We start from the raw sequence: 18370 nt of genomic DNA, 5'->3' as shown, positions 1-18370 counted from the left end.
CGCCTTTCACTCGTCGAGTGTGGCCAGGTAGCGCAGTGCCCTGATGCCGGGGAGGAAGAAATACGCGCCGCCTTCGAGGGTGGTGAAAGCGGGCAGGCCCTTGTGCACGGTGCGGATGGGGCGTCGGGGGACGGTGAAGTCCAGGGTGCCGTCCTGCGCGCCGCAGATGGGATCGTGTTCGTTGCCGAGTTCGTGGAAGGTCTCGTCGTTGATCCAGACGTTCTGCGCGAACTCGAATTGCCGGATCAGACTGGCGCAGATGATGAATGCGGCGATGCCGCGGTCGACGCCGTCGTCGGGCGCACCCGCCGGGAGTGCGGGTCCGTAGGTGGCGCCGCGTCGAATCATTCTGCGCCGGTTCATGTTCACGGCCGTGTCACGCGGGTTGAGGCGTCGGGCGTGCGAGCCCAGTGGCGTCGCGTAACCGTGCGGATCCATCTGTCCGTAGTCGAAATCGTTGTTGCGCATGGGATCCGCGCCCAACTCCGGATCGTCGGCATCCGGGGACAGCACCAGCGGCGCACCGCTGCGCCAGCGCCCCATCAGCTTCGCGGCGAGCAGTTCCTGCCCGTCGGGGTCGCCGGCGCTCTCGCGCAGGAAATCCCGGAACGCGCCCACATGCTCCCGCAGCCGCCGGTAGGCCAGATAACTTCCGTTGCGGGACAACACTTCCGGCTGCGGCAGCCCGTGGGGCGGTCCCGCCTCGTCGGGATAGCCGAGGATGAATTCACCGGCTTTGAGCGGCGCTCCCGAACCCGGCGTGGGGACTTCGCCGGACCCCTCGATGACGGGCTGGGACAACCGGTCCCGGAACCCGAAGTGGTCGTGGGCGTAGTCGAACGGCGGTGAGGCGTTGAGATCCAGATACGACAACACCCGCACCCCGGGACAGCGGGCGAGGTGTGCGCGATGTGCGTCGGTGGCGCGCCGGTGTTCGGCGTCGGTGCGCGCGAACAGGATTGCGATGGCGTGCAGGTCCTCGCCCGCGAGTTCGCCGAGCCAGTTGTCGGGGTGATTGGCGCCGGTGTCGCCGAGGATGTCGGCGCGGGCGGCCATTCCTTCGCGGAACTCGTTGGGGAAGCTGTCCAGCGCGGCCGGGGGCACTCCGAGCGCGCGCAGGCCCTGCCAGGTGAAGGCCAGGGTGATCCAGCGCTCGGAGCTGTCCATCGTGGCGCGTGCGTCCGCGGCCGACTGGACCCGGTCCAGCAGACCGGTCAACCAGGCCCGGCCACCGGCGGGGTCGTCGAAGGACAGGAACTCGTAGCGACCGGTCATCGCCGGGGTGCGGGTCAGCAGGATGTGCTGGATGTCGTCGAGTTCCAGTGTCGCGGTGGGGCTCATTGCATCTGGTCGAGCATGTCGGAGAACGCCGACTTCAACCGCAGTGCCTTCTTGATCTCGTCGGCGGTGACGTAGGGGTATTCACCGTATTCGAGAAAGCTCGGGCACTGGTGCGCCCGGACGAACTCGATGAACGCTTCGGGGTTCTCCTTCCAATCCTCCGGGAACCCTTCGAGATTCGTGAATACGGTCGTGATGCCGGTCTGGCTGAACAGCGTCACCGCATCTTCGGTGTACTTGTCGAAATCGGTGTCGAAGATCCCCTGGTATTGGAAATGCAGGCCGGATCCGACATCGAAGAGCACCCATCGCAGGTAGTGCAGACGTAGCGGCGCAAGCACATTCGGACTGTTCGCGACCGCGTCTTCGATCTGCTTGCCGTAGGCCCGAATCGCTTCCTCCCGTCCGGGTTTCACCTTCGCGATGATCGAGAATCCGTAACATGCCGGCGTCCGCGGGTAGAGCGGACCGTACCGGCCCCGCTGCAACTCGAAGTAGCCCTCCTCCGGAATGGCTACCGCCGCTGGTTCGGCCCAGTCGGTATCAGAATCGGACATATCGACGCCCTCCTCGACCGCAGAAGTAAGCCGTACATTAGCCATAATAAGCTTCGGTCCCGTCGACAGGATGCCGTAATGCCCACATCGCCGCACGCCGTCTCTGCGCCGCCGCATCGGCTCTCGACCCCGCGCGCTGCCGCCGTGGCCGGAGTGGTCTTCGCGGTCCTGTTCGCCATCACGCTGATCCTGGTTCGCGTCAGGATGCCCGGCAATGCCGCGGATTCGGCTCGCTGGCTGCAGAGTCAGCACGGGACGATCACGACGGCGACGGTGCTGATGCCGTTCGCGGGCATCAGTTTCCTGTGGTTCATCGGCGTCGTGCGCGATGGGTTCGGGCGGAGCGAGGACCGATTCTTCCTCTCGATATTCCTCGGCAGCGGGCTGCTGTTCCTGGCCATGATGTTCGTCGCCACTGTTGTTGCCGCAGGATTGCTGTCAATTGGGAGCGGCGCCGCGGACCCGGCCGCACATGCCGAGGTCCTCACCTTCGGCAGGGCGATCGTCATCTCTGCGAGCCAGACCTACGCACTGCGGATGGCCGCGGTGTTCATGACTTCGCTGGGGACGATCTGGCTGAAGACGGGACTGATGCCGCGTTGGCTGGCCGCCCTCACATACCTGCTGGCCGTGGCTCTGCTGATCGCCGGGGATACGAGCAGGTGGACGACGCTTGCGTTCCCCGCTTGGGTGTTCGTCGTCAGCATTCTGATCCTGGTCCGCTCCGGCCGCGGCGACGAATTCGAACCGCACACGCCGTAGCACCCGCAGGACCGAGTCGGCCCGCCGACCGTTCGCGGTTCGCTCCCGAGCACGGGTATGTGGAAACCGGGGACCCGATCAGCCCGGAGAGCGGGGGATGCTGGTCCAGTACAGTCTGAGTATGAGTTCCACGCCGCCGTTGCCCACTTTGTGCGGGAAAACGGTGGCGGAGGATCGGGCGCTGGTGATGGCGATCGTGAATCGCACGCCGGATTCGTTCTACGACCGGGGGGCCACCTTCTCGGACGACGCGGCGTTGTCGGCGGTGGATCGGGCGGTCGCGGAGGGCGCCGATCTGGTCGATATCGGCGGGGTGAAGGCCGGGCCGGGGGATGTGGTGGATGCGGCCGAGGAGACGCGGCGGGTGGTGCCGTTCGTCGCGGCGATCCGGGAGCGGTATCCCGAGCTGTTGATCAGTGTGGACACCTGGCGGGGCGAGGTGGCGCGGGCCGCGGTCGCCGAAGGGGCGGATCTGATCAACGACACGTGGGCGGGGGCGGATCCCGATCTGGCCGGTGTGGCCGCCGAGTTGGGCGCGGGGATCGTGTGCAGCCATACCGGGGGCGCTGTGCCGCGTACGCGGCCGCATCGAGTGCGTTATACCGACGTGGTGGCGCAGGTCACCGAAACGGTCGTGCGGGCCGCGGAGAACGCCGCGGCGGCGGGTGTGGCGAAGGATTCGATCCTCATCGACCCGACCCACGATTTCGGCAAGAACACTTACCACGGGCTCGAACTGTTGCGTGCCGTGGACATTCTTGTAAATACCGGATGGCCGGTCTTGATGGCGCTGAGCAATAAGGATTTCATCGGGGAGACTCTGGGTGTCGGCCTGTCCGAGCGATTGGAGGGCACATTGGCAGCAACGGCATGGGCAGCCGCGGCCGGCGCCCGCGTCTTCCGAGTCCACGAGGTCGCCGCGACCCGGCGAGTGGTGGACATGATCGCGGCCATTCAGGGCATCCGTCCTCCCGCACGAACTCTGCGAGGTCTGGTATGACAACCAACCCCGACCGTATTCCCGACAACACCTGGGCCACCAGCAACACCTGGGACCGCCCGGACTGGACCGTCGACGAACTCGTCGCCGCCAAAGCGGGCCGCACCGTCTCCGTGGTGCTGCCCGCACTGAACGAGGAGAACACCGTCGCCGACGTGGTGGCGAGCATCCTGCCGCTGCTGGGCACCCTGGTGGACGAATTGGTGGTGCTGGATTCCGGTTCCACCGACGCCACCGTCGAACGCGCTCGCGCCGCCGGAGCACGCGTGGTCAGCCGCGAACAGGCTGTGCCGGAACTGGATCCGGTACCCGGCAAGGGTGAGGTGCTGTGGCGTTCGCTGGCGGTCACCTCCGGTGATCTGATCGCGTTCGTCGACTCCGATCTGATCGACCCGGATCCGTCCTTCGTGCCCCGGCTGCTCGGCCCGCTGCTGACCGTGCCGGATATGCATCTGGTGAAGGCGTACTACCGTCGTCCGCTCCGGCAGGGCCAGACGGTCGACCACAACGGCGGCGGCCGGGTCACCGAACTCGTGGCCCGCCCCCTGCTGTCGGCGCTGCGCCCGGACCTGTCCGCGGTGCTGCAACCGCTCGGCGGCGAATACGCCGGAACCCGGGAACTGCTCACCGCGGTGCCGTTCGCACCCGGCTACGGCGTCGAGATCGGCCTGCTGCTGGACACCTACGATCTGCTCGGCATGTCCGCCATCGGCCAGGTCAACCTGGGCGTGCGCACCCACCGCAACCGCCCGCTGTCCGACCTGGGCGTGATGAGCCGACAGATCATGGGAACCATGCTGGGCCGCACCGGAATTCGTGATTCGGGTGCCGCCTTGACCCAGTTTCCGCTGGTAGGCGACGAATTCACGGCGTTGACCACCGACGTGTCCCTGGCAGACCGTCCCCCGATGAATACGCTGCGTGCTTGCCCGCCTCCCCGAGACTTCAGCGTGCCTGTGGGTGCCGCGAGGCTCGGTCGTCGGGCTGTCGGCGAGGTGGCTGGTCACCTTCTGGACGTACCCGGTGAGTTACCCGTGTGCTCACGAGATCAGTTGTTGCGCGCCGAGGCCAGTTGAAACCACCGGGTGGGTTGCAGGATCGGTTGTCAGTGCGCGTTCGCCGCTAGCGCTCGTGGCGGTAGATGGGCGTCAGCAGATCCGCCTCGAGCGGTTCGCCCGTGTTGCGGTCGTAGCGGACGCCGACCACGGCCGAGAACGGGTGGGTGCCCGCGCGTTCGTGCAGGGTGGCCAGACGGGTGGCAAGCAGGCGGATCGCGCCGAGCGATCCGGGCGGGTGCAGGCCGTCGATGAGCAGCACCGTGCCGTGGCTGTCGGGGCGGTGCAGGCGGGCCAGATAGGCGATGTCGTAGGGTTCGGTGCCGCCCGGGCGGTAGACGCGGCGGGCGGCGCGGTCCTCGATGCCGCGGCGCACCCGCCCGGCGCGGGCGATGGTGCGGCGTAGTCGCGGATCGGCGGCGGTCAGATAGCGCAGGCTCGGCGAGAGTTCCGGACCGCCCAGGATGATGAGTCCGTCGCGTTCCAGATCCAGCGCCCGGCCGGGGAGGAAACGTTCCACGGTCACCGAGAAGCCCAGTTCACGCAGCAATTCCTCGAGGCGGTGCGGCGCCGTGGCATCGGGTGCGCCGACCAGCGGCGCGGCGCGGGTGGTGCTGCGCACCTCGGGCGTGACGATGGTCAGCGGACCGTGCCCGAAGAACAGCCCCTCCGGCACCGGCCCCTGGGTACTCACCTGATGGATCCGGGCACGCGAAAGCCCTGCGGCCGCACCGATTCTGGCGAAGGTCCACCCTTCGGCATGCAGATCTCGGATGACTGCTCGCCGGATGCGCGTGAGCTCGTTGATGGTCTGCTGCGCCTGGGCGACTCCGTCGGTGGCCGCCTTGAGGCGTTCGACCTTGTCATCGATCGCGAACACCCGTGCCACCTCATCGGCCGACATGTGCGCAGTCTAGATACCTCGACAGTGGTATGTGTCTAGCCCGCTTGACGTGGTATTTCCGATTGAGAACACGCGTCGGCCCGCTACCTTGCCGAACGCTGCTGGGCGACCGGCCGGTCCGGGCCGAAATCGTTATGTTGCGTCGAAATCGATGGGCGGCTTCTCGTTGTGCCCCAGCGGTTTCGGAGCGGGAGTGTCCGTCGGGGTGTACGGCCCCGTCGACTCCGGCGACGTACCGCCCGGCTTGTCGAAATTGCCGGTGAAAATCGAGTCGTCACCGTTCAACAGATGTTTGGTCACCATCGAACGCGGCGACATCCCGCGCAATTCGTCGAGTGGCTTACGCAGCTCGTTGAATTCGTCGAGCGGTTTGCGCAGCTCGTCGAACTCCGGACCGAGTTCACTGCGCAGCTGGCTGGTGGCGCCACTCGCGTAATCGCGTACCTGGCGCAGACTCTGCGCGGTCCAGCGAATAGCCCCGGGCAACCGTTCCGGCCCGAGCACGACCAAGGCGGCAACCACCAGGATCATCATCTCGGGCCAGCCGATATCGAACATGAGACCAGGTTACTGGGGTGGCTTGGGTGCGTTCCGGTCGGATTCCAGCGTCACCGGAATCGTGACCTGCCGACCATCGCGCACAATCTGGAAATCGACCTTCTGCCCGATCTGCTGGGACATCACCGCGACGGTGAGTTCGGCCTGTTCGGTGACCTCGCGATCGCCGACCTTCACCACCACATCGCCCTCTGTCAGACCGGCCTTGGCCGCCGGGCTGTTGGCCACGACGTCGGCGATGGCCGCGCCGCTGAGCGTGTCGTTCTCGACCTGTTTGGTCTTGGCGCTCACGCCCAGCCACGGGTGTTCGATCACGCCGTGGTGAATGATCGTCTGCGCGACCCGCTTGACCAGGTCGACCGGAATCGCGAAACCGAGTCCGACCGAACCGCCGCTCTCACTGCGGATGGCCGTGTTGATGCCGATGAGCCTGCCCTGACCGTCGACCAGCGCGCCACCGGAGTTGCCGTGGTTGATCGCCGCATCGGTCTGCACCGCGTCGAACGCGCCGGCGGTGTCGTCTCCGGCCTCCGGGGTCTCCACCATCGCGCGATGCAGCGCGCTCACGATGCCCGCGGTGACGGTCTTCTGCAGACCCAGCGGGGAACCGATCGCGAGGGTGGCGTCGCCGACCTGCACATCGGCGGATTTGCCGAGGCGGGCGACAGTGAGGTTCTTGACGTTGTCGACCTTCAGGACCGCCAGGTCGGTCTTGGGGTCGCGGCCGACCAGCGAGGCCGGTACCCGGGAGCCGTCGGAGAAGGTCACCTGGATCTTGCCGTGGTTGGTCTTGTCCATCGCGACCATCGAGATCACGTGATTGTTGGTGACGATGTAGCCGCCGCCGTCGATGACCACGCCCGAGCCGAGCGCGCCGTTGTCGCCGACGGTCTCGCGGATCTGCACCACCGAGGGCATCACGGAGTCGACGACCCCGGATACCGAGCCCTGCGGTTTCCCCGATACGGCGTCCTGGGCCAGCGTGACCTTCTTGGAGGTCAGTACCGAGGTGGCCTCGGCGGTGAGCCGGCCGACCAGACCACCGGCCAGACCGATGACCAACGCGATCACGCCGAGAATGACCAGAGCCTTGGGCGCGACGCGGCTGCCGAACAGGACCTCGCGGGCGCTGAGTTTGATGCCCGGACGCAGCCGCGTGGACTGCGGGGTGCCGACCGCGGGTGCGCCGAGCCGGGCACTGGCGGCCGGATCGCGCCACGGGTCGGCGGGCGGGGCGGGGGTGGCGGAGCCTGCGGTGTCGTCCGGATCGCGCTGGAGTAGCTCGTCCGAGCCCTCGGGACGGCCGAACGCCTCGGCCAGTACTGCATCGGGCGGCCGGTTCACCAGTTCGGGTGCGGCGGCCTGCTGCTGCGGTGTCGCGGTGTGGGGAGCGAAGGATCCGCTCTGCCCGTCAGGGCGGCGGAACGCACGTGCGGTGTGCTTGTCGATATCCGGCCGGTAGACCGGCCGCGGGCCCAATACCGGTGCGTCCGACGGCCTCAGGTTCCCCCGATTGGCCGCCGAATCCGACGCGGACGACTGCCCAGCAGCCCCGTCCGCCGCGGATTGTGATCCGGTGTTCGTCGATTCGGTGGTCACGGCTCAAACTCTACTTGCGCCACCAACCGGTCCATCGCCTACTGTCGGAACTCAATTCGCGGTCCGCCGACGAGGCGAAACGGAACGAATCCGTGCGCAGGCCCAGGAAACTCGGGCCGCGGGACATATCTTCGACGCCATTTCCGGTGAGGTCCGCGAGCGGGATCCGGCTCAGCGTGTCGTGTAGATCGTGCGGTGCGGAAATCTGCATCTCGGCGGCCTGGCGCAGGGCGATGCGGGCCTGCTGCTGCGCCTCGACCTCCGCCGCGCATTCGGGGCACCGGGCCAGATGCTCGGCAGCGCGTAGGTAGGGGTTCATCCGTAGCTCGCCGTCGACGTAGGCGGCGATGGCCTCGCTGGCCAGATGTTCGGTCGGAGCGAAGCTGGGTCGGCGTTGGGGCGCTCTACCGGCCGCATTACCCGAATCGCGCTCCTGGCCACTCATACGGTGTACACACCCTTCCGACCTGACAACAGCTGGCACCAACAGAATTTCCGCCGTCGGCGACGGCCGTAAATTACCCGACCTTCTCCGTGGCGGCGAACCGCGGCTGAGATCCATTATGCGCAAGGTACTCCCGCAGCGCTTGACGCCCGCGGTGGATGCGACTGCGCACAGTGCCCAATTTGACGCCGAGCGTGGCGCCGATCTCCTCGTAGGACAGGCCCTCGATATCGCACAGGACGACCGCGGCGCGGAATTCGGGCGCGAGTGCGTCGAGTGCGGATTGCAGGTCGGGATCCAGGCGGGAGTCGTGGTAGGCCTGCTCGGGATCGGGGCCCTCGGACGGCACGCGATCGTAGTCCTCGGGCAGTGCCTCCATCCGGATCCGATTGCGGCGCCGCACCATGTCCAGGAACAGGTTCGTGGTGATGCGGTGCAACCAGCCCTCGAACGTGCCGGGCTGATAGCTCTGCAGCGACCGGAAGACGCGGATGAACGTCTCCTGGGTGAGATCCTCGGCGTCCTGCGGATCGCCGGTGAGACGGTATGCCAATCGGTAGACCCGGTCGGCATGTTCCCGGACCAGCTCGTCCCAGGTGGGCATCATGGTGCGGTCGCCGGTGGCGTCGAAGGCCGCGGTGCCCGACAACGGATCGGACTCGGCGAGTTCGGCCTCGACGGCCTCGTCGGGGTGGGCGGGGAGCGCGGCAGGGTCGCTGCCGTCCGCCGCGGGCAGGGGGTATTCGGCCGAGGTGCCATCGATCGGCACACTCGACTCGGGCAGGGTGGCGAACTCACGCGCCGCATCGACCTTGTGGATGGGGTTACCTCCTACTCGGGACCGCGCCCGGCGCTGCTACGACTCGTGTCGTATATCGGTTACAACCGTCGATGCGTATCAGGTTGTTCCCCGGCGCCGGTCGACGGTCGGTCGGCCTTTGCGTAGTGCTTACTAAACGTGGTCCCGATGTGGCCGTGGTATGGGGAGCCTGAGCGACACCTGAGAAAAACTGCGCTCGCGTCGCCGGGCCGTCCAGGTGATCCGCGATTAGCCTCATACGCGTGAGCGTCATACCCACCGCATCGGCCCTGCAGCGCAACCTCGCGTACGTCGAGGATTCCGTGGTCGAGGACGAGGTTCTCCTCGCCGCCCGGGAACGCGCCACCGAACTGGGCGCCGCGCCCGTCCCGCCGTCGGTGGGTGCGCTGCTGAGTATGTACGCGCAACTGCTGGGCGCGCGGGCGGTGGTCGAGGTGGGCACCGGTGCCGGGATCAGCGGTTTGTGGCTGCTGGACGGTATGCGCGAGGACGGCACGCTGACCACGATCGATTCCGAGCCCGAACATCAGCGCGCGGCCCGCGACGCGTTCCGGACCGCCGAGATCGCCCCCGCGCGCACCCGCTTGATCAACGGCCGTGCCCTGGACGTGCTGCCCCGGCTCGCCGACGGCGCCTACGACCTGGTGTTCATCGATGCCGCCCCGCTCGAACATGCGCAGTACGTGGAACAGGGGGTGCGGCTGCTGCGCGAGGGTGGCGCGATCATGCTGCACAACGCCCTGCTCGGCGGACGGGTGCCCGATCCGGCCCAGCGCGATGCGGGTACCCAGGCGGTGCGCGCGGCCACTCGCGCGATCGCCGAGGATCCACGGCTGACGAGTGTGCTGATCCCGCTGGGCGACGGATTGCTCTGCGCCTCGCGCGGATAATCGCGCAGGTCACGGCCTTGATCGGCAGCCGTGGCGCGAAGGTGTGAATACGACACGCCGGAAGTTCGGGCGAACTCTTGCGTGACGATTGAACGCGTGTTTAGTATATTAAACATGTGTTCAAAGGAGTCGCCGTACCGGAAGGATCCCCCGAGGATCTGAATACTCGCGCCCGCATTCGTGAGGCCGCGATGACAATTTTCGGAGAGCAGGGTTTCGGGGTCGGGGTTCGTGCCATCGCCGCTGCGGCGGGCGTGTCACCCGGCCTGGTCAATCACCATTTCGGCTCGAAGGACGGGCTGCGGCAGGCATGTGACGACAATGTCCGCGAGTTCATCCGCAAGGCCAAGATGGAGTACATGAGCAACCCTTCTCCGAAGGGGCTGCTGCAGGCGATGGCCGAGGTCGAGGAGTTCGCGCCGTACCTGGCCTACCTGATGCGCAGCCTGCAGGCGGGCGGACCGCTCGCGGTCGAGATGTTCGACCACATGGTCGCCGACATGGAGTCCTATCTGAAGGTCGGCATCGAGAACGGCTCGTTGCGGGCGCCGCTGGACGTTAAGGCGACCGCTCGCTACATGGGTCTGCAGAACGGCGGGGGATTCCTGTTGTTCATGCAGCTCTACCTGGCCCAACACGACGGCGTGCCGGACTATCCGAAGATGCTGCGGGAGTACACCGAGGTGATGATGCTGCCCGCGATCGACCTCTACACCAACGGCCTGCTCACCGATTCGATGGCGCTGGACACGCTGCTGTCCGGGCGCGAAAACACTGACGCACAACATATTCCACCCATGAACCCATCCGGCGCGGAGGGCTGATTCCGGGGACGATCCCGCGGAGTCGCGGTCCGTGCCACGAATACAGGAGATCCGATGTCATCGGCAATCGTCGTCCGACAGTTGCACAAGCATTTCGGACAGGTACGTGCCCTCGACGGCCTCGATCTGGACGTCGCCGAGGGGGAGGTGCACGGCTTCCTGGGCCCCAACGGCGCGGGCAAGTCGACCACCATCCGGATCCTGCTGGGAATTCTGGCCCGCACGTCCGGCACCGCGGAGGTCCTGGGCCGCGATCCGTGGACCGACGCGGTCGCGCTGCATCGCGATATCGCTTATGTCCCGGGCGATGTCACGCTGTGGCCGTCGTTGTCCGGCGGGGAGACCATCGATCTGCTCGCCCGGATGCGCGGCGGCCTGGACGCCGATCGCCGGGCCGAGCTGATCGAGCGTTTCGAACTCGATCCGCGCAAGAAGGCGCGCACCTATTCCAAGGGCAATCGGCAGAAGGTCGCTCTGGTCTCGGCCTTCTCCTCACAGGCGCGGCTGCTGCTGCTGGACGAGCCCACCTCGGGCCTGGATCCGTTGATGGAGCAGATATTTCGCGATTGTGCCCGCGAGGCGGCCGAGCGCGGTGTGACGGTGCTGCTGTCCAGTCACATCCTGTCCGAGGTCGAGGCGCTGTGCGATCGGGTCACCATCATCCGCGCCGGAAAGACCGTGGAGAGCGGCTCGCTGGCGGAGATGCGGCATCTGAGCCGCACCTCGATCAAGGCCGAATTGATCGGTGACCCAGGTGATCTGAGCCGGATCGCCGGTGTGGAGGACATCGATATCAGCGATCACACGTTGAGCTGCCAGGTCGACAGCGAACATCTCGGTGAGCTGATCCGGGTGCTCGGCGATGCCGGTGTGCGGAGTCTGGTCAGCCAGCCGCCGACGCTGGAAGAGCTGTTCCTGCGCCACTATTCGCTCGGCGCCGACGGTTCCACCGGCGCGGGTGATCGCGATATGGCGGAGGTGTCGAAATGACCACCGCGACTCTGGCCGGACCGGTCGGCCGCGCCGAAACATCCGGTGGCGCCTCGGAATTCACCGGTACCTGGCGGCTGCTGCGGCTGTATCTGCGGCGCGATCGGATCGTGTTGCCGCTGTGGGTGCTGCTGTTGTCGCTGCCGCTGGGCAGCGTGTACGTCAAGAGCACCGAGAAGGTGTATTCGACCCCGGATCAGTTGGCGCACTTCGCGCATACGGTCAACACCAGTCCCGCCCAGCTGGCCATGTACGGGCCGGTCTACAACACTACCTCCGGTGCGGCGGCCGGGTTGTGGAAGGCCGGGATGTTCTTCACCATCATCGGCATCGCGACCATCCTGACCGTCATCCGGCACACCCGCGCGGAGGAGGAGACCGGTCGCGAGGAACTGCTTGCCTCGACCAGGGTCGGCCGGTTGGCCAATCTCACTGCCGCGCTGCTGGTTTCGTGCATCGGCGCTCTGGCGACCGGGTTGCTCGCGGTGGTCAGCATCAAGGGTGCGGGCGTGGATGGGCACGGGGCCTTGGCATTCGGGCTTGCGCTGGCCGGATCGGGCATGGTGTTCGCCGCCGTCGGCGCGGTGGCCGCGCAGCTGTCCGCGAGCGCTCGCACCGCCCGCGGGATCGCGTTCGCCGTACTCGCGGTGACCTATGTGCTGCGCGCGGTCGGCGATGCGCGCGCTGCCGACGGACCCGCCGATCCGTTCAGCTGGTTCTCCCCGCAGGGCTGGTCGATCCAGGTGCGGGCGCTGTCGGGGGATCACTGGTGGATCCTGCTGCTGCACGTGGCGACCACGATCGTGCTGATCGCGGTGTCCTATTCGCTGTTGCGGCGGCGGGATATCGGGGCCGGGCTGATCGCCGAACGTCCCGGTGTGCCGGTGGCCGCGCCCGCGCTGTCCGGACCGTTCGGGCTGGCCTGGCGGTTGCAGCGCGGCGCCCTCGTGGCGTGGGCCGTCGGGCTCGGGTTGTACGGGCTGGTCATCGGGAGTGTCGTCAACGGCATCGCGAACGAGGTCGGCGGCAGTAAATCGGTGCAGGACATCATCGCTCGCATGGGCGGGGCCAATGTGCTCGAGGACGCCTTCATCACCACCGCGTTCACCCTGCTGGGTCTGGCCGCGGCCGCCTACGCGATATCGGCGACGTTGCGGCTGAATGCGGAGGAATCGGCCGACCGCGCGGAGATCGTGCTGACCGGGGCGGTCGGCCGGATCCGCTGGGTCGCCTCGCATCTGGTGTTCGCGATTGTGGGACCGGTTGTGCTGCTGCTGATCTCGGGTGTTCTGGCCGGTCTGGCGTACGGGATCGCCGCGCACGACGTCGGCGGGAAGTTGCCGCGGGTGCTGAGTGCGGCGCTGGTGCAATTGCCCGCCGTCTGGTTGTTCGCCGGTGCGGCGGTACTGCTGTTCGGAGTGCTGCCGCGCTGGGCCTCGGTGGCCTGGGGCGTGTTCACCGCCGGGGTGGCGCTGTTCCTGCTCGGCTCGATCGCCGGTATGCCGCAATGGGTTCTGGACATCGACCCGTACAGCCATCTGCCGAAACTGCCCGCGGAGCCGTTCGCGTGGACACCGGTCGTCATCCTGGTGGTGATCGCCGCGGCGCTGACCGGCTCGGGACTGTACGCCTTCCGTCGACGCGATCTTCGCTGAGAGTTCGTCCGCCGATTCCACCTGATACGTCCCCGGCCTGCGCCGGGGGCGTATTCTTCGGCGGATCGCTCGGAGTCCTGCGCACCATCCGCCCTATCGCTACCAGTCGAAAACCGCCGCGCAGCCGGTCGAGTGGTCGCGAGGGGTGCTGCAGCATGACCAAATTCGTGGATATCCAGGACGAACTCGGCGAGCACATGCCCGGCGGATTCATCGGCCCACTCCTGATCGCCTTCTGCCTGGTGATAGCCGCCGCGCTCGTGGTCCTGCTGCTGGTCAGCGGCGCCCATTTCAAGGACCAACGATCCTCGGTCCTGACCACCCCCGGCACCTGCGCCCCCTTCTGCGCGGCCGACCCCACCGCCACCCCCACACCCGTACACCCGAGCTGACCAGCATCGTCGATCGATCTCGAGCTGCCGCCCACCCGATTCGCCCCGAACCGATATCATTGGGGCAGTGTGCGATTCGGTTGTGGGGTGATGAGCAGTGGTGATCCAGCGTGCGATTCTCATCGAGGTGTTGCCGCGCGGGTGGATCGTGCTCGTCGGCGTGGTCCTCGGGTTCGCCGTTTTCGTTGCTCTGCTGGTCATGCTTCTGGTGACCGGTGGGTTCGGTGGGCGTCACTCCACGACTCCGACGCCCACCCCGACTCCCGGCACGTGCTATCCGTTCTGCACCGCCGGGCCGAACACGCCTCCGCCGGGCTGGAATTAGCGCCGGGTTCGGGCGGTCGTGGCCGCTTTCTCGTCGGACAGCTCGATGGGCTCGAGGTCGTGGCCGGTGAGGACCTCTCCGCAGTGGTCGCAGGTCAGTTGTGGGTTCACCAGTTCGCCGCAGCCGGTGTGCCGGATGCGGCGGCGGTCGGATCCGCCGGGGTGCAGGTGGGTGCGGCCCCATTGGGTCAGCGCGATCCAGGCGGGCACGAGTTGCCGCGCGCTGTCGGTGAGCCGGTAGTCGTACCAGTCCTTGTCCGGCCGGTAGCGGTGACGCTCGAGTAGGCCGAGCTCGACCAGCGTTGCCAAGCGGCTGGTCAGCGTATTGGGGCCGATTCCCAGGCTGCGCTGCAACGCGCCGAACCGGTGCACGCCCCAGTAGACCTCACGCAGGATCGCGTTGTTCCATCGCTCGCCCAGGAGGTTGAACACCTCCTCGGCCGGGTGTGGTTCGCAGCTGTCCGACATGGCGACCACGATACCTCATACTCTTCTCAGAGAAGTACTCCTAGACAAGATGTACTTCATGATTGATAGTAGTTCTGGGCGTCGCGATGGATCGCGAAGTGCCTCATTCCATTTCGGGGAAAGGAGGGGCGGCGATGAGGGTGATGGTCGATCTGGCGCGCTGCCAGAGCTACGGGCAGTGCGTGTTCGCCGCGCCGGAGGTGTTCGAGCTGACCGGACAGGAGGTTCTGGAGTACGACAGCGCGCCGTCGGACGAGTGGCGGCTGCATCTGGAGCGAGCGCGTGCCGCGTGCCCGGTGCAGGCGATCGTGCTCGGGCCTGCCGCGGGCCCGGTCGAGACCGTCGGAGGCGGACATGGCCGCTGAGATGAAAAGCGAACGCGCACAAAGACTCTTCGGCAACAAGTGCGATGACAGCCCGGCGGACACGGAACACGTCGTGATCGCCGGCGCGTCCCTGGCCGGGCTGCATGCGGCGGAAGCGTTGCGGGAGAACGGATTCGATGGCCGTATCACGCTCGTCGGCGCGGAGCCGCATCCGCCCTACGATCGGCCCGCCCTGTCCAAACGGGTGTTGTCCGGGCGGCTGTCCGCCGACGACACCGGCCTGCCCGGATCGCGAGATCTGCACGCGCAGTGGCGACTCGGCGTCGCGGCACAGAGCCTGGACCGGCGGACCCGGACGGTGCGACTGGCCGACGGCGCCTCGCTGGAATACGACAAGCTGCTGATCGCCACCGGCGCGCGCGCCCGGTCCTGGCCCGACGCCGGCGAGGCCGCCCTCGACGGAGTGTTCGGGATCCGCACCCGCGACGACGCCCGGGAACTGGCGGTCCGGCTGGCCGCGCGGCCCCGGCGGGTGCTGGTGATCGGCTCGGGTTTCGTGGGTTCGGAGACCGCGTCCGTCTGCCGGGAACTGGGTCTGGAGGTCACCGTCGTCGAGCGGTCCTCAGCCCCGTTGACCGGCGCGCTGGGCGTTCCGGCCGGAATCGCGGCCGCCGAGTTGCACCGTCGGCACGGCGTGGACCTGCGCACCGGCACGTCGGTGTTGGCGCTGGAGGGCGATGACGCCGGGCGACTCTGCCGCGCCCGCCTGTCCGACGGGACTGCGCTGGACGTCGAGGTCGCCGTCGTCGCACTGGGCGCGGTCCGCAACGTCGAATGGCTGGACGGCTCCGGCCTCGCGGTCACCGACCGTGGCGTGCACTGCGATCAGTACTGTCGCGCGGTCGATATCCACGGCTGCCCCGACGACGACGTCCTGGTCGCCGGGGACGTCGCCTGCTGGCCGCATCCGCTGTTCGACGACGCTCCGCTGGCGGTGGAGCACTGGGACAACGCGGTCCGGCAGGCCCGCGTCGCGGCCGCGACGATGCTGCACGGACCGGTCCGCGCACACACCGCGCTGCCGACGTTCTGGTCCAACCAGTTCGGCGTGAACATCAAGGTGGTGGGCGTGCCGAGTCGAGCCGATCAGGTTGCCGTCGTGCAGGGTTCGGTGGCTGATGGGGCGTTTGTCGCCGCCTACGGTCGCGGTGGCCGGATCGTCGGCGCGCTGGCGGTCGATACGCCCCGCGCGCTGGACGCCTATGCCGCGATGATCGCCGCCCGAGCGAGCTTCCCGCCCCGGCTCAACGCCTCCGACGGCCCGGATCCGGTCCGGGTCGTCGAGCTGCGGGCTTCCGATGATGACAGTAATTCCCTTGTACTCCAATAATTTTCGCGGAAATTCGTATTCGAGAAGGTGAAAGATGTCCGCACCGACGACAGCACGAACCGAGTTGTTCGCCCGGGTCCTGGCTCCCGAGAACCGCGCGAACCCCTATCCGCTCTACGCCGAGCTGCGTGCGCAGCCGGTATCCCAGCAGGCCGACGGCACCTGGGTGGTCAGTGGTTTCGACGAGATCTCCGCGCTGCTGCACGATCCGCGCATCAGCTCCGATATGGACAACGCGGACCACGCGACGCGCATGGACGTCCAGAAGTCGTTGCTCACGCGAGATCCGCCGAATCACGACCGTCTGCGCCGCGCGGTCATGACCACGTTCACCCCGGCGGTGGTCGAATCGCTGCGTGCGGATGTGCGCCGGATGACCGACCGGCTGCTGGACGCCGTCGGATCCAGGACCAGGGTGGATGTGGTCGACGAGATCGCCTATCCGCTCCCGGTCGCCGTGATCTGCGCCCTGCTGGGCATCCCGGAGCGGGACGAGGCGCGGTTCCACGGCTGGGCCGACACGATCGCCCGCGGCCTCGATCTGGACCCGACGATGTCGCAGTCCGAGCGCGACGCCATCGCGCACGCCTCGACCGAGCTGACCGCGTACCTCGCGGAGCTGACCGCGCAGCGAGCGCAACGCCCCGGATCCGACCTGATCTCCGGCCTGATCTCCGGCGGCGCGCGCAGTGAGTCGCTGACCGGCGAGGATCTGGTGATCACCACGCGCCTGCTGCTGATCGCCGGTCACGAGACCACGGTCAACCTCCTCACCAACGGAATGCTCACCCTGCTACGTCACCCGGATGTCCTGGCGCGCTTCCGCAACGATCCCGAACTGGTCGTGCCGATGATCGAGGAGATCGTGCGCTACGAGCCGTCGGTCCAGTTCCGCTACCGTGCCACCCTGGCCGATATCGAGATCGGCGGCGCCACCATCCCCCGCGGCGCGACTGTGGTCCTGCTGCTGGCCGCAGGCAACCGCGATCCCCGCCATTTCACCGACCCGGACAGCTTCATCCCCGACCGAATCCCCAACGAGCACTTCGGTTTCGGTGGCGGCATCCACTACTGCATCGGTGCCCCTCTCGCCCGCATGGAAGCCCAGATAGTCCTCCCGGAACTGGTCCGCCGCCTCGACAACCCCCGCCTGGTAGTCGACCCGCCGCCCTACCGACCCGCCGCAACCCTGCGCGGTCCCCGGCACCTGTGGGTCGAGGTCGATCGAATCCTGCACTGACCGTGTGACATTCGGTTCGGGAGCCGGAGGGCGGCGCTACGGTTTGCGCGCCACACCCGCGTAGAACGACACCTGCGCGTCCAGATCGTCGCCTTCCGCGCTCGGTGTCTCCGGGTGCCATCGGTGCGGCACTTCGATACCGGGGTCCGCCAGCTCCAACCCGGTGAAGAATCCCTCGAACTCGGCCCGTGTCCGGAATCGGGCGTCGATGCCACCGGACGCGTAGATCTGCTCGATTCTGGCGAAGGCGTCCGGATCGAAGTCCGCTGTCGCCTGGGTCAGCACCAGGTAACTGCCGGACGGGACCGCGTCCATCAGAGTTCCGAGGATCTCGTTCGGATGCTGGCCGTCGGGGATGAAGTGCAGCAACGCCGTCAGGCTTACCGCCACCGGGCTGGACAGGTCCAGCGTGGTGCGCAGGGCGTCGGCGTCCAGGATCGCCTGCGGTGCCCTGACATCGGCGTCGACAAATGCGGTGCGGCCCTCCTGACTGCTGATCAGCAACGTTCGAGCGTGTGTCAGCACCGTCGGATCATTGTCGACGTACACAACCCGCGACTCGGCCGCTGCGGCTTGTGCGACCTGGTGGAGATTCGGCTCGGTCGGAATCCCGCTGCCGAGATCGAGAAACTGGCGGATTCCCCGAGAGGCCAGCCAGCGCGTCGCGCGATGCATGAACGCGCGATTCACCCGTGCGGCGAGACCGACCGATGGGAAGGCCGTCTCCACCCGCGCGGCGTGTTCCCGGTCGGCCTCGTAGTTGTTCTCGCCGCCGAGATACCAGTCGTACATGCGCGCGATGTGCGGCTTGCTCCTATCGATATCCACAG

20 protein-coding genes and 1 pseudogene are annotated in these 18370 nt (G+C 67.3%); 12 read left to right on the top strand and 9 right to left on the bottom strand.

From position 1 onward, the window contains the following. Window positions 1-6: 6 nt before the first annotated feature. Both K7711_RS39675 and K7711_RS39670 read right to left on the bottom strand, forming a co-directional pair. Window positions 7-1341, bottom strand: coding sequence for a Dyp-type peroxidase (locus K7711_RS39675; RefSeq protein ID WP_222976686.1), 1335 nt, complete (start codon window positions 1339-1341; stop codon window positions 7-9). Further along, window positions 1338-1898 carry a hypothetical protein gene (locus K7711_RS39670; protein WP_222976685.1) on the bottom strand — a complete coding sequence of 187 codons (561 nt, stop codon included), beginning with the start codon at window positions 1896-1898 and terminating at the stop codon, window positions 1338-1340. The genes K7711_RS39675 and K7711_RS39670 overlap by 4 nt, the downstream gene beginning before the upstream one ends. 78 nt (window positions 1899-1976) lie before the next feature. Here K7711_RS39670 and K7711_RS39665 point away from each other — a divergent pair, with 78 nt between their 5' ends. From K7711_RS39665 to K7711_RS39655, 3 genes and pseudogenes are all read left to right on the top strand, one after another. Further along, window positions 1977-2660 carry a hypothetical protein gene (locus tag K7711_RS39665; RefSeq protein WP_222976683.1) on the top strand — a complete coding sequence of 228 codons (684 nt, stop codon included), beginning with the start codon at window positions 1977-1979 and terminating at the stop codon, window positions 2658-2660. A gap of 121 nt (window positions 2661-2781) precedes the next feature. Then, window positions 2782-3660: a dihydropteroate synthase gene (gene folP / locus K7711_RS39660; RefSeq protein ID WP_222976681.1), complete on the top strand. Its 879-nt coding sequence runs from the start codon at window positions 2782-2784 to the stop codon at window positions 3658-3660. Further along, window positions 3657-4586, top strand: a pseudogene (locus K7711_RS39655) (glucosyl-3-phosphoglycerate synthase); the annotation flags it as partial. The gene folP and the pseudogene K7711_RS39655, both read left to right, overlap by 4 nt. 196 nt (window positions 4587-4782) lie before the next feature. On the opposite strand, the gene K7711_RS39650 reads toward K7711_RS39655, so the two are convergent. The 5 genes from K7711_RS39650 to sigE form a co-directional block, all read right to left on the bottom strand. Further along, window positions 4783-5619 (bottom strand): hypothetical protein, encoded by an 837-nt coding sequence (locus tag K7711_RS39650; protein WP_040827593.1) that lies wholly within the window; start codon window positions 5617-5619, stop codon window positions 4783-4785. 132 nt (window positions 5620-5751) lie between these two features. Further along, entirely contained in the window at window positions 5752-6177 is a 426-nt protein-coding gene (gene tatB / locus K7711_RS39645) for a Sec-independent protein translocase protein TatB (protein ID WP_222976677.1), read from the bottom strand. A 9-nt stretch (window positions 6178-6186) separates the two neighbouring features. Then, the gene (locus K7711_RS39640; protein ID WP_222976675.1) at window positions 6187-7776 is read right to left on the bottom strand and encodes a S1C family serine protease; all 1590 of its coding nucleotides are present in this window, start codon (window positions 7774-7776) and stop codon (window positions 6187-6189) included. Between the two features lie 10 nt (window positions 7777-7786). Next, entirely contained in the window at window positions 7787-8221 is a 435-nt protein-coding gene (locus tag K7711_RS39635) for a zf-HC2 domain-containing protein (protein ID WP_222976673.1), read from the bottom strand. Between the two features lie 73 nt (window positions 8222-8294). Beyond that, entirely contained in the window at window positions 8295-9041 is a 747-nt protein-coding gene (gene sigE, locus K7711_RS39630; RefSeq protein WP_372460240.1) for an RNA polymerase sigma factor SigE, read from the bottom strand. A 251-nt stretch (window positions 9042-9292) separates the two neighbouring features. Between sigE and K7711_RS39625 the strand changes: the two genes are divergently transcribed. From K7711_RS39625 to K7711_RS39600, 6 genes are all read left to right on the top strand, one after another. After that, window positions 9293-9931: an O-methyltransferase gene (locus K7711_RS39625; protein ID WP_222976774.1), complete on the top strand. Its 639-nt coding sequence runs from the start codon at window positions 9293-9295 to the stop codon at window positions 9929-9931. A 116-nt stretch (window positions 9932-10047) separates the two neighbouring features. Then, entirely contained in the window at window positions 10048-10755 is a 708-nt protein-coding gene (locus K7711_RS39620; protein ID WP_308015155.1) for a TetR/AcrR family transcriptional regulator, read from the top strand. Between the two features lie 54 nt (window positions 10756-10809). Then, complete coding sequence (locus K7711_RS39615; RefSeq protein ID WP_222976671.1) at window positions 10810-11745, top strand: ABC transporter ATP-binding protein; 936 nt, start codon at window positions 10810-10812, stop codon at window positions 11743-11745. Beyond that, complete coding sequence (locus K7711_RS39610) at window positions 11742-13400, top strand: ABC transporter permease (RefSeq protein WP_222976669.1); 1659 nt, start codon at window positions 11742-11744, stop codon at window positions 13398-13400. Before K7711_RS39615 ends, K7711_RS39610 begins: the two co-directional genes overlap by 4 nt. A gap of 155 nt (window positions 13401-13555) precedes the next feature. After that, complete coding sequence (locus tag K7711_RS39605; protein WP_235748474.1) at window positions 13556-13792, top strand: hypothetical protein; 237 nt, start codon at window positions 13556-13558, stop codon at window positions 13790-13792. 97 nt (window positions 13793-13889) lie between these two features. Beyond that, the gene (locus K7711_RS39600; protein WP_040827585.1) at window positions 13890-14117 is read left to right on the top strand and encodes a hypothetical protein; all 228 of its coding nucleotides are present in this window, start codon (window positions 13890-13892) and stop codon (window positions 14115-14117) included. Here the strand turns inward: K7711_RS39600 and K7711_RS39595 are convergent. Then, entirely contained in the window at window positions 14114-14584 is a 471-nt protein-coding gene (locus K7711_RS39595; protein WP_222976667.1) for a winged helix-turn-helix transcriptional regulator, read from the bottom strand. The two genes, K7711_RS39600 and K7711_RS39595, sit on opposite strands and share 4 nt — an antisense overlap. A gap of 134 nt (window positions 14585-14718) precedes the next feature. Between K7711_RS39595 and K7711_RS39590 the strand changes: the two genes are divergently transcribed. Genes K7711_RS39590 through K7711_RS39580 form a run of 3 tightly spaced genes read left to right on the top strand, consistent with a single transcriptional unit; the run spans window position 14719 to window position 17540 of the window. Then, complete coding sequence (locus K7711_RS39590; RefSeq protein WP_222976665.1) at window positions 14719-14949, top strand: ferredoxin; 231 nt, start codon at window positions 14719-14721, stop codon at window positions 14947-14949. Next, window positions 14939-16300 carry an NAD(P)/FAD-dependent oxidoreductase gene (locus K7711_RS39585; protein WP_235748473.1) on the top strand — a complete coding sequence of 454 codons (1362 nt, stop codon included), beginning with the start codon at window positions 14939-14941 and terminating at the stop codon, window positions 16298-16300. Before K7711_RS39590 ends, K7711_RS39585 begins: the two co-directional genes overlap by 11 nt. Before the next feature lie 34 nt (window positions 16301-16334). Continuing rightward, window positions 16335-17540, top strand: coding sequence for a cytochrome P450 (locus K7711_RS39580; protein WP_222976663.1), 1206 nt, complete (start codon window positions 16335-16337; stop codon window positions 17538-17540). Window positions 17541-17576: 36 nt separating this feature from the next. Here K7711_RS39580 and K7711_RS39575 read toward each other — a convergent pair whose 3' ends face one another. Next, window positions 17577-18368, bottom strand: coding sequence for an SAM-dependent methyltransferase (locus K7711_RS39575; protein ID WP_222976661.1), 792 nt, complete (start codon window positions 18366-18368; stop codon window positions 17577-17579). Between the last annotated feature and the right edge of the window lie 2 nt (window positions 18369-18370).

This window comes from Nocardia coffeae (assembly GCF_019890715.1).
In the GTDB taxonomy this organism is placed as follows: domain Bacteria; phylum Actinomycetota; class Actinomycetes; order Mycobacteriales; family Mycobacteriaceae; genus Nocardia; species Nocardia jiangxiensis.
This window is presented reverse-complemented; position numbering and strand designations above follow the sequence as displayed.

Excerpts from the sequence above, each read along its gene's own strand:
- K7711_RS39675 (WP_222976686.1), bottom strand. The coding sequence starts at position 1,341 with ATGAGCCCCACCGCGACACTGGAACTCGACGACATCCAGCACATCCTG.
- K7711_RS39670 (WP_222976685.1), bottom strand. The coding sequence starts at position 1,898 with ATGTCCGATTCTGATACCGACTGGGCCGAACCAGCGGCGGTAGCCATT.
- K7711_RS39665 (WP_222976683.1), top strand. The coding sequence starts at position 1,977 with ATGCCCACATCGCCGCACGCCGTCTCTGCGCCGCCGCATCGGCTCTCG.
- folP (WP_222976681.1), top strand. The coding sequence starts at position 2,782 with ATGAGTTCCACGCCGCCGTTGCCCACTTTGTGCGGGAAAACGGTGGCG.
- K7711_RS39650 (WP_040827593.1), bottom strand. The coding sequence starts at position 5,619 with ATGTCGGCCGATGAGGTGGCACGGGTGTTCGCGATCGATGACAAGGTC.
- tatB (WP_222976677.1), bottom strand. The coding sequence starts at position 6,177 with ATGTTCGATATCGGCTGGCCCGAGATGATGATCCTGGTGGTTGCCGCC.
- K7711_RS39635 (WP_222976673.1), bottom strand. The coding sequence starts at position 8,221 with ATGAGTGGCCAGGAGCGCGATTCGGGTAATGCGGCCGGTAGAGCGCCC.
- K7711_RS39615 (WP_222976671.1), top strand. The coding sequence starts at position 10,810 with ATGTCATCGGCAATCGTCGTCCGACAGTTGCACAAGCATTTCGGACAG.
- K7711_RS39610 (WP_222976669.1), top strand. The coding sequence starts at position 11,742 with ATGACCACCGCGACTCTGGCCGGACCGGTCGGCCGCGCCGAAACATCC.
- K7711_RS39605 (WP_235748474.1), top strand. The coding sequence starts at position 13,556 with ATGACCAAATTCGTGGATATCCAGGACGAACTCGGCGAGCACATGCCC.
- K7711_RS39595 (WP_222976667.1), bottom strand. The coding sequence starts at position 14,584 with ATGTCGGACAGCTGCGAACCACACCCGGCCGAGGAGGTGTTCAACCTC.
- K7711_RS39590 (WP_222976665.1), top strand. The coding sequence starts at position 14,719 with ATGAGGGTGATGGTCGATCTGGCGCGCTGCCAGAGCTACGGGCAGTGC.
- K7711_RS39585 (WP_235748473.1), top strand. The coding sequence starts at position 14,939 with ATGGCCGCTGAGATGAAAAGCGAACGCGCACAAAGACTCTTCGGCAAC.
- K7711_RS39580 (WP_222976663.1), top strand. The coding sequence starts at position 16,335 with ATGTCCGCACCGACGACAGCACGAACCGAGTTGTTCGCCCGGGTCCTG.